The organism is Polynucleobacter sp. Latsch14-2, assembly GCF_018881925.1.
Lineage (GTDB): Bacteria > Pseudomonadota > Gammaproteobacteria > Burkholderiales > Burkholderiaceae > Polynucleobacter.
Window position 1 is genome coordinate 25,333 of the sequence record NZ_JACVPL010000009.1, and the last position, 10,167, is coordinate 35,499.

The window sequence follows — 10,167 nt, forward strand, 5'->3', positions numbered from 1 at the left end:
AGAATGGCATGTTGCATCAGCATTTAAAGAATCGGGTAAAGGGTATTATTTTTGCTGCGACTGCAGCATTTTTTGTTGCTCCCTTTGCGGCTAATGCTGCAGATGTTTTCCCAAGCAAGCCCCTACGCATCATTGTTACAGCCGCGCCGGGTGGTACAACCGATATCGCAACACGTCAGCTATCAGATGTTCTATCTAAAGAGCTTGGGCAGACTGTGATTGTGGAAAATAAAGCAGGTGGAGCCGGCATTATTGGATTACAAGCCCTGATGGCAGCCCCAGCTGATGGCTATACGATGGCGATGGGCAATATTGGTACTAATGCCATCAATTACAGTCTGTATAAAAGCCTTCCATACAAGTTTGAGGATATGGAGCCAATCACCATCGTGTTGGCAAATCCAAATGTTTTGGTGGTCAATGCTGATTTCCCGGCTAAAACCGTTGGTGAGCTAATTTCAATGGCTAAGGCCAATCCTGGCAAGTATTCATTTGCCTCTTCTGGGCGGGGTCAATCTATTCACATGTCTGGCGAACTGTTGCGAGTGCAAGCTGGTATAGACATCTTCCACGTGCCATACAAGGGGGCTGGGCCAGCATTGGCTGATTTATTGGCTGGGCAGGTCAATATGATGGTAGATAACTTACCAAGCTCCATGCAATATATTAAGAGCGGGAAGTTACGGGCATTAGCGGTTACCAGTAAAACTCGGGTAGCTGAGTTACCCGATGTTCCAACCATGATTCAATCTGGTTTCCCCAACTTTGAGGTTACTGCTTGGTTTGGATTATTTGTGCCAGCCGGTACGCCTAAGCCAGTAGTCGATAAGCTATATGCTGCCGTGAAAAAGTCTCTGGATACTCCGGAAATTAAGCAGCGCTGGAAAGACTTGGGGGGCTGGTCCGTTGGGGATACTCCGGCAAACACGAAACTATTTGTGGCCGCTGAAAAGAAGAAATGGGAGCAGGTGGCTACCCAGGCAAAGATTGAGAAGGAATGAGCTAGCAAAGAGACTCTGAAATTACCGGCTTCTGGGAGGTTTGGGTAGAAACCTCACCAGCTAAATGGCTACAATCAAAGTATGTACCTTGATGGCAACTTCATTGAAACGATTGGTTACTGCGCAGCTTTTTTAACGACCATTGCCTTTCTTCCTCAGGCTATTCAGTCCTGGCGCAGCCGTGATTTATCGGGCATCTCTTTGGGCATGTACAGCTTATTTACTGCCGGTGTTGGTTTATGGTTAGCCTATGGAATCATCATCGAAAAATGGCCTCTAATTATTGCCAATGCCTTGACGTTTGCGTTGGCGCTTAGCATCCTTGTTCTGAAATTGCAGCATACTTATTACCGCGATCAAAAATAGAAAGACAAAAGAAAGGCAGTGCAATGCGTTTATTTACCTATTACCCAAATCCATCAAACAAACAAGTGACTAATGTCGGCATTTTTAAAGACGCCACTCAAAAAGAATGTATTGCTCTGACAGAAGTGGATGCCAATCTGCCGGCAAGTTTGCTTGAAATAATCGCCTCGCCATCCTCGATGAAGCGCGTCAAAGAGATTCAAGGTCAAGCTAACCTCTCCTGGAAATCAAGCGATGGCATAGCATTTGCCCCTGTGATTCCAAAGCCTGAAAAAATTGTTTGCATGGGTCTGAACTATGCAGATCACGCAAAAGAAGGCGGTCATGATCGTCCTGAATATCCATCCTTCTTTATGCGGGTACCTAGCTCTTTATTGGGTCACGAGCAGCCTATGATTGTTCCGCCCGTTTCAGATAAGTTGGATTACGAAGCTGAGTTAGCCTTCATTATTGGCAAACAATGCCATCGGCTGACTAAGGAGAATGCGCTTGAAGCTATTGCTGGATACAGTATTTTTAATGATGGCAGTATGCGTGACTATCAACGAAAAACCAATCAATGGACGATTGGTAAAAACTTCGATCAAACAGGTGGCTTTGGCCCCTGTCTCGTAACACCAGATGAACTACCTCTTGGTGCTCATGGTTTACGTATCCAATCGCGCCTCAATGGCAAGATCATGCAAGATAGCAATACTGAGCATTTCTTATGGGATGTTGTTGAGACCTTGGTGCTGATTTCTGAGGTGATGACCTTAGAGCCGGGTGACGTTGTTATTACTGGAACCCCGGCTGGTGTAGGTTATGCGAGAACACCGCCGGTGTTTATGCGGGCGGGCGACATTATTGAGATTGAGATTGATGGTATTGGCATCTTGAAAAATCCGATTGCCAATGAAACCACTAAATAAAGTATCAAAATCATTCATTATTAGAAGCTAAGTATTTTTCCTGTTGAGAGGTTAGTCATGAGTTCAGCATATGTTATTGATCCACCCATCATCCCAACCTTGCCAGTTGCTGGGGATGTCCGCCGTTTTGCGGTCAATCGTATCTATTGTGTAGGCCGCAATTATGCTGACCATGCTCGTGAGATGGGGCATGATCCTGATCGTGAGCCACCATTCTTTTTTATGAAGCCGGCCACGGCGATCGTGACTGATGGAAAAGATATGGCTTACCCAAGTCTGTCTAATGATGTCCACCATGAGATTGAGATGGTCGTTGCCATAGCAAAGGGTGGAAAAAATATTCCTGCTGATAAAGCGCTTGATCATGTTTATGGTTACGGCGTTGGTCTTGACATGACACGTCGCGATTTACAAGGTGAAGCTAAAAAAATGGGTCGCCCTTGGGATACCGGTAAAGCTTTTGATGAATCCGCACCTTGTGGCAGCATAACTCCTGTAACGCAGTGCGGTCACCCAAGCAAGGGCAGCGTAAAACTTTTAGTCAATGGTGAACTACGACAAGAGGGCGATCTCAATCAATTAATTTGGAATGTGCCTGATACGATCGCATACCTATCTACCTTATTTACTCTGGAGCCTGGTGACTTGATTTTCTCGGGGACACCTGCAGGTGTAGGCCCCGTCAAAAAAGGCGATGTTCTTGAGGGTAGTGTTGATGGCTTGCTTCCCCTCAAGGTAAAAATTACCTAAGCTGGGCGGTCCAAGGAGAGAGCAGCAGAATCTGTCACAAAAAAATGGGGACTTTCGTCCCCATTGTTATTTACTTCTGAGCTGATTACTTTGAAGTAGGCATTACAAACTCTGCGCCTTTAGCAATGCTTTCAGGCCAGCGCTGCATGACGCTCTTTTGTTTGGTGTAGAAACGAACACCTTCTTTGCCATAGGCATGCATATCGCCAAAGAGAGACTTCTTCCAGCCACCAAAACCATGCCAAGCCATCGGTACCGGAATAGGTACGTTGATGCCAACCATGCCGACTTGCACTCGGCGAGCAAATTCTCGGGCGATATTACCGTCGCTCGTAAAGCAGGCAACGCCATTACCAAATTCACATGAGTTGACGAGGTTTAATGCCTCGCTAAAATTAGCAACACGTAAACAAGATAGTACTGGCCCGAAGATTTCCTCTAAGTAAATCTTCATATCAGGTGTGACGTTGTCGAAGAGGGTTCCGCCGATGAAGAAGCCATCTTCATGGCCGGCCACTTTTAGGTTGCGACCATCGACCAACAATTTAGCGCCAGAAGCAACGCCACTTTCGATGTAGCCGGTAATGCGCTCAAGAGCAGCTTTGGTCACAATAGGACCCATCTCCGCATCTAGTTCCATGCCATTCTTGACCTTCAAAGTCTTGGTACGTTCAATCAGTTTTGGCATGATTTTGTCAGCTGCATCGCCGACTAAAACTGCTACAGATATAGCCATACAGCGTTCGCCAGCAGAGCCATAGGCCGCACCAATTAATGCATCAATTGCTTTATCCATATCGGCATCAGGCATGATGACCATATGATTCTTGGCTCCGCCAAGTGCTTGGGAGCGTTTACCAAAGTGAGCGCAGCGTTCGTAGATATAGTTGGCAATTGGGGTCGAGCCCACAAAACTCACTGCTTTGACGTGGGGATTTTCAATCAGGGCATCAACCGCTTCTTTGTCACCTTGAACCACATTAAAGACGCCATCCGGCAAGCCAGCTTCTTTCAGCAACTTGGCCATAAACAATGAGGCAGAAGGATCTGTTGGGCTTGGTTTTAGGATGAAGGTGTTGCCGCAGGCAATGGCCACAGGGAACATCCACATCGGCACCATGACAGGGAAGTTAAAGGGTGTGATGCCAGCAACTACGCCTAAGGGCTGACGCATCACCCAGTTATCAATATCAGTGGAGACTTGTTCTGTATAGTCGCCCTTAAGAAGTTCGGGGATGCCGGTAGCAAATTCCACAATCTCAATCCCACGCACAACTTCACCTTGGGCATCAGTAAATACTTTGCCATGTTCGGCGGTAATGATGGCAGCTAGTTCATCGCGATTGGCGTTTAATAACTCAAGATACTTAAACATGATCCGAGCACGACGCAAAGGGGAGGTCTGGCTCCAAGATTCAAATGCAGTTTGCGCGATTGATACAACATCATCAACTTCTTTACGGCTAGCAAGCGCAACGCGTCGGGCAACTTTGCCTTGGACAGGGTTGTAGACATCGGCAAAACGACCATCCTTGGGATTAACTACCTTGCCGCCGACATAGTGACCAATATCTTCTTTAGATTCAAAGGCTTGAGGTGCATTCATAGAGTATGTATTTCAGAGTATTAGGGGTTAAGGGGGCTATAGCCAAGGCGCTTAGCAATACTATCTGCACGTCTTTGCTGTCTCGTTTATTCTAGTTTTAAGTATTCTATCGCTTTCAGCGAATTCCGACATTTTCTTACTGTTTTATGTGTATTTAGCTGTCTTCGAAAAGGTTCACCCATGAGTCTATTATTTTCAAGCTACACCCTCAATTCGCCTCGAGGACCATTGAGGCTTGCTAACCGAATTGTTGTTGCACCTATGTGCCAATATGCCGCAGTCAATGGTGAGGCAACTGATTGGCATTTAATGCATTGGGGAAACTTGCTCAATAGTGGAGCTGCTTTATTCATTATTGAGGCTACTGGGGTTACGCCCGAAGGGCGCATTACTCCAGCCTGTCTTGGTTTATGGGATGAGCGGACAGAAGTTGCCCTAAAAAATACATTAAAGAGGGCTCGCAAATTGGCACCTGCAATGCCGGTGTTTATTCAACTGGCGCATGCAGGGCGCAAAGCCTCAAGTGCAAGCCCTTGGGATGGTGGTCAATTGCTTTCAGTAGATCAAGGCGGCTGGGAGACTAAAGCCCCTTCTGCGATTGCCCAATTGGAAGGAGAGCGCTTACCGCATGAGCTCTCAACAGTAGAGTTGCAAGACTTGATTGAGGCATTTGTTCAGGCGGCGCAACGTGCCGACAGGGTAGGGGTTGACGGAATCGAATTGCATGGTGCCCATGGATATCTATTGCATCAATTTTTATCTCCGATCGCCAATCAACGTACCGACCAGTACGGCGGTTCTTTTGAAAACCGTATCCGCTTTCCGCTTGCGTTATTTAAGGCGGTGCGTGCGGCATATCAAGGTGTATTAGGAATACGGATTTCTGCAACAGATTGGATTGAGGGTGGCTGGACACCAGAAGAGACTGCAGAGTTTGCTGCGCGTTTAAAGCCGCTCGGCTGTAATTTTGTTCACATCTCCTCTGGCGGTATTTCTCCAAAGCAGAAAATTGCAATTGGTCCAAATTATCAGGTTCCTTTTGCAAAGACTGTCAAAGACATGGCGGGTTTACCAACGATGACCGTTGGTTTAATTACTGACCCCCACCAAGCTGAAGCGATCCTGGAGCGCGGGGATGCTGATTTAATTGCCCTAGCGCGTGCCTTTTTATACAAGCCACGCTGGGGCTGGGAGGCGGCAGCAGCTTTGGATGGTACGGTAGCTTCTCAGGAGCAGTATTGGCGTTGCTTACCGCGTGAAGCGCAAGCTATCTTTGGTGATGTTAAGGTAGGGCAACGATAGAAATTAAACGGGGAATCAATATGAATGCAGTCAACACACTTCGGAAGTTTTTTTCAGCACTCCTAATGATCTTAGGCGCAGGTCTTGCGCATGCACAATCTTTTCCAGATCATCCGATTGTCTTAGTTGTACCAAACCCCCCAGGTGGCTTAGTCGATACTTCGGCGCGCTTATTAAGTGAGCCGCTAACGAGATTAACGGGTCAAGCAGTGATCGTAGATAACAAACCTGGTGCGAGCGGGAATACTGCGTATCAATATGTTGCTAAGGCAAAGCCTGACGGTTATACCTTGTTGATTTCTTACTCTGGCTACCATGTAGGAAATCCCGCCTTAATGGACAAATTGCCATGGGACCCAATTAAAGATTTTTCACCCGTAGCACTGTTGACAGTGTCTACCAATGTAATCGCTGTGCACCCTTCTGTGCCAGTCAATAATCTCAAAGAATTTATTGCCTATGCTAAAGCCAATCCGGGTAAGCTGAACTATGCATCACAAGGCAACGGTTCGGTCTCGCATATTGGTACAGAAATATTTAAGCAAATTACTGGCGTAGAGATGGTGCATGTTCCCTATAAAGGCTCTGGGCCTGCAGTGCAAGATGTGCTAGCAGGTCAGGTACAAGTGTTCATCACGACGCCACCGTCGGTGATGCAGCATGTTCAGAGTGGAAAGTTAAAAGCGCTGGCCGTTACTGGTAAAACACGCCATCCTGGCATGCCTGATGTACCTACAACTGCTGAAGCTGGTCTGCCTAATTTCCAGCTGGAATCTTGGGTCGCTTTATATGCACCAGCTAAGACACCTACCTCGGTCATTGCTAAGTTGAGCGAGGATGTCAAAAAGAGTTTGGTACTACCAGAGGTTAAGGAGCGTGCTGAAGTTGCAGGTGTAGAGTTGCGCTATCTCACGCCGGGCCAAATGGATGCCTTACTAAAGAAGGAGTTGCCATTCTGGAATAAGGCAATTAAGTCGGCCAATATTACGCTTGATTAATCAGTCTTTAGGGTTTCATCACTAAGCCTGATCCCGCATCACGGGATCAGAGAGCGAGCGTGCAAATGCTCTGGCTGCACTTAACAAGAAATGATCTTTCCCGGGGCCTGCAATCAACTGCACCCCAACTGGTAGGCCAGTAGGACCGCTGGTAATGTTCAGGTTAATACAAGGTAGACCGAGCAAGGTCCAGATTCTGCAAAAGATGGGATTCCCTGTGCCTTCTTTTGCAATTAAGGCCTCCCCAGCTGCGCTTGGTGCGATGATGAGATCAACATCCTTGCTAAATATCAGTTCTATAGCGGCATGCGCCTCTTGGTTCAGCAGTAGATCTTTTGTATATTGCTCATAAGAAATTGCAGCACCTTCATTAAGTTGCTTGGTAATTTGCGGACTTAATTTTTTAGGGAAGCGCATGCGCTCAAAGGTTAGGGTGCGCGATAGCTCGGCTCCCATGATGCGAGCTTGGGTCTGTGAAAAATCATCAAATAATGTGGGCAACTTTAGGTCGCCAACCGCGCCCTTGGCGATGACTTCCGCCGCATAGCGGGCAATCGCTAAAGCGGCCCTAGTTTCTTTTTGAGTGAGCCCCCAATCTGGCGTTTTGCAGATTGCAATTCGTGGTTTGTTATGTAGGTCTGTAATGTTGGCTAGCGAGTGATCGCCACTCATTGCCGCCACTCCCAAGGCGACATCCCCAACGCTCCTGCCAAAACACCCCAAGGTATCCTGAATTGGGGACAGACTTTTAACTCCACCCGTACTGATTTTTCCGTAGCTTGGCTTGTAGCCAATCACCCCGCAAAATGAAGCTGGTCGAATAATCGAGCCTGCTGTTTGGCTACCTGTAGCAAGTGGCACCATAAAATCGGCAACCGCCGCAGCTGATCCGCTGGAGGAGCCGCCCGGGGTGTATTTGGGATCGTGTGGGTTGGTGGTTACTGGGACCTTAAAGGTTGCAAATTCAGTGGTGACCGTTTTCCCCAGAATAATTCCGCCGGCTTGGCGCATGAGTGCTACAGAAACGGCGTCGGTTGCAGGGTAGTGATTGTTATAAATTGGTGAACCATAGGAGGTGGGTAGGTCAAAGGTGTCAAAAAGATCCTTAACTCCAATAGGTAGGCCATGTAAAAGGCCCTTAATTGCCCCCTTATCGAGCTCTCTTGCTCTAGCTAAGGCATTCTCTTTCCCAAGGCTTACCCAGGCCTTGACAGTGCTTTCTCTTTGGCCAATCCGGTCTAGGCAAGCCAGCAAAAGGTCGGTGGCTTTAATCTCTCTTTTCGCAAGGGCATTTGCCGCTTGAGATGCGGTAAGGCTTTCTAGATCTTTCATGGACCTATTCTACTTTTGGTGGCGTATGATCGCAATTTACCTTTTTAATTATTCCTAGAAATACGCAATATGAAGCAACATTCAGTACGTGAAGCTTGGCTAGAAGACGCTGTAAGGCACCTAGAGCCCGTCTTTTCAAAAGCGGGTTACGCCATTCCACCGGTTCGAGTTTCTTGTGGATTTCCAGCCTCCAGTAGCCCAAGAACAACCCTTGGCCAATGCTGGCCTAGAGAGCGCTCTGGTGGCGGCGTCAATGAGATCTTTATATCTCCTAAGTTAGATGATCCAGTTCAGTTGTTAGATACCTTGGTTCATGAGCTTTGCCATGCCGTTGACGACTGCTTCAGTGGTCACGGCGAGGATTTCAAGGGTATTGCGCAAACTGTCGGGCTCGAGGGGCCTGCTCGTATGGCCCATGCCACAGAGGCTCTGGTTGTTAGGCTCATGATGATTAGCCAGGAGTTGGGCCCATATCCACACCAAGCCATTGTTTTTCCACCCCCACGACCAAGTAACGCTAGTCGTAGTAAGGCTAAATGTGGCCAATGCGGCTATGAAGTGACTCTGCTAAAGCGTTGGGCTAGCTATGGCGCCCCCATCTGCCCCAAAGACAATATTCGGATGCAGGAGGCAGTTCCTGAAACCATTGAGAACACTGCGGATCACGATAGCGAGTCGATTAAGGGTGACAAACCAAAGGCCGACGAAATTAGGCGCGCGATTAGTTAATAAATAAGCTAGTAAAATCAAAGCACCAATTAGAACAATCCATTTCAAGAGACTGAAACAATATGAAATCCAACAAGATCGTTAAAAACCCAAAAATTGCTGTTATCGCTGGTGATGGCATTGGTAAAGAGGTAATGCCTGAGGGCGTACGTGCATTAGAGGCTGCAAGTAAAAAATTTGGTATTGGTATGCAGTTTGATCATTTTGATTTTGCCAGTTGCGACTATTACTTGAAGCACGGCAAGATGATGCCCGATGACTGGTTTGATACCTTGATGAAATACGACGCAATCTATTTCGGCGCAGTGGGTATGCCTAGTATTCTGCCTGACCACGTATCTCTATGGGGTAGCTTGATTCAGTTCCGTCGCTGCTTTGATCAGTACGTTAATTTGCGCCCAGTGCGCCTGCTACCTGGAGTGCCTTGCCCATTGGCAAATCGCAAGCCTGGCGATATTGATTTCTTTGTAGTGCGTGAAAACACCGAAGGTGAGTACTCTAGCGTTGGTGGAAAAATGTTCCCAGACACTGATCGTGAGTTTGTGATTCAGGAATCTATTTTTACCCGCCAAGGCGTTGATCGTATTTTGCAATACGCTTTTGATTTGGCTCAGAGCCGTCCTAAAAAGCATCTTACCTCTGCGACGAAGTCTAATGGTATTGCGATCACCATGCCTTATTGGGATGAGCGTGTTGAAGCCATGTCTAAGAAGTTTGCAGATATCAGAACGGACAAATACCATATTGATATTTTGGCTGCTCATTTTGTGATGAACCCAGATCGTTTTGATGTCGTGGTAGCAAGTAATTTATTCGGCGACATTCTCTCAGACTTGGGTCCAGCATGTACCGGCACGATTGCGGTTGCTCCTTCAGGAAGCATTAATCCAGAAGGCAAGTTCCCGTCGCTTTTTGAGCCAGTGCATGGTTCAGCCCCAGATATTTACGGCCAAATGATTGCTAACCCTATTGGTCAAATCTGGAGTGGTTCAATGATGTTAGATCACCTAGGTTACCCAGAGGCTGGTAAGGCGATCTTTACGGCGATTGAAAAAACATTGGCTGCAGGTCCAGGGCACGCTCCCTTGACTCCAGATCTTGGTGGAACAGCAAAGACTGATGACCTTGGAAAAGCGATTGCTGCTGCGATTTAATATTAGCTAGTTTTTTTC

At 47.2% G+C, this 10,167-nt stretch carries 10 protein-coding genes; 8 read left to right on the forward strand and 2 right to left on the reverse strand.

Features of this window, described 5'->3' with window-relative positions:
- Nucleotides 1-8 precede the first annotated feature (8 nt).
- The 4 genes from ICN46_RS08520 to ICN46_RS08535 all read left to right on the forward strand — a co-directional run bounded on the left by ICN46_RS08520 (nt 9) and on the right by ICN46_RS08535 (nt 3,028).
- Nucleotides 9-1,001 carry a Bug family tripartite tricarboxylate transporter substrate binding protein gene (locus ICN46_RS08520; protein ID WP_216207359.1) on the forward strand — a complete coding sequence of 331 codons (993 nt, stop codon included), beginning with the start codon at nt 9-11 and terminating at the stop codon, nt 999-1,001.
- A gap of 81 nt (nt 1,002-1,082) precedes the next feature.
- Entirely contained in the window at nt 1,083-1,367 is a 285-nt protein-coding gene (locus ICN46_RS08525) for an SWEET family sugar transporter (RefSeq protein WP_216207363.1), read from the forward strand.
- 23 nt (nt 1,368-1,390) lie between these two features.
- Entirely contained in the window at nt 1,391-2,278 is an 888-nt protein-coding gene (locus tag ICN46_RS08530; RefSeq protein ID WP_255538811.1) for a fumarylacetoacetate hydrolase family protein, read from the forward strand.
- 57 nt (nt 2,279-2,335) lie between these two features.
- Nucleotides 2,336-3,028 (forward strand): fumarylacetoacetate hydrolase family protein, encoded by a 693-nt coding sequence (locus tag ICN46_RS08535; protein ID WP_216207366.1) that lies wholly within the window; start codon nt 2,336-2,338, stop codon nt 3,026-3,028.
- Between the two features lie 85 nt (nt 3,029-3,113).
- On the opposite strand, the gene ICN46_RS08540 is transcribed toward ICN46_RS08535, so the two are convergent.
- On the reverse strand, nt 3,114-4,634 hold the full coding sequence (locus ICN46_RS08540) for a CoA-acylating methylmalonate-semialdehyde dehydrogenase (RefSeq protein WP_216207369.1): 1,521 nt from the start codon (nt 4,632-4,634) through the stop codon (nt 3,114-3,116).
- A gap of 180 nt (nt 4,635-4,814) precedes the next feature.
- Here ICN46_RS08540 and ICN46_RS08545 point away from each other — a divergent pair, with 180 nt between their 5' ends.
- Together ICN46_RS08545 and ICN46_RS08550 are read left to right on the forward strand one after the other, a co-directional pair.
- Nucleotides 4,815-5,936 carry an NADH:flavin oxidoreductase/NADH oxidase gene (locus ICN46_RS08545; protein ID WP_216207372.1) on the forward strand — a complete coding sequence of 374 codons (1,122 nt, stop codon included), beginning with the start codon at nt 4,815-4,817 and terminating at the stop codon, nt 5,934-5,936.
- A gap of 20 nt (nt 5,937-5,956) precedes the next feature.
- Nucleotides 5,957-6,934: a Bug family tripartite tricarboxylate transporter substrate binding protein gene (locus ICN46_RS08550; protein ID WP_216207374.1), complete on the forward strand. Its 978-nt coding sequence runs from the start codon at nt 5,957-5,959 to the stop codon at nt 6,932-6,934.
- A gap of 21 nt (nt 6,935-6,955) precedes the next feature.
- Here ICN46_RS08550 and ICN46_RS08555 read toward each other — a convergent pair whose 3' ends face one another.
- Nucleotides 6,956-8,266, reverse strand: a complete 1,311-nt coding sequence (locus ICN46_RS08555) for an amidase (RefSeq protein WP_216207377.1) — start codon at nt 8,264-8,266, stop codon at nt 6,956-6,958.
- Between the two features lie 69 nt (nt 8,267-8,335).
- Here ICN46_RS08555 and ICN46_RS08560 point away from each other — a divergent pair, with 69 nt between their 5' ends.
- Both ICN46_RS08560 and ICN46_RS08565 read left to right on the forward strand, forming a co-directional pair.
- A complete protein-coding gene (locus ICN46_RS08560) occupies nt 8,336-8,995 on the forward strand; it encodes a SprT family zinc-dependent metalloprotease (RefSeq protein ID WP_216207381.1) in 660 nt (219 codons plus the stop codon).
- A gap of 62 nt (nt 8,996-9,057) precedes the next feature.
- The gene (locus tag ICN46_RS08565; RefSeq protein WP_216860329.1) at nt 9,058-10,149 is read left to right on the forward strand and encodes a tartrate dehydrogenase; all 1,092 of its coding nucleotides are present in this window, start codon (nt 9,058-9,060) and stop codon (nt 10,147-10,149) included.
- Nucleotides 10,150-10,167 lie beyond the last annotated feature (18 nt).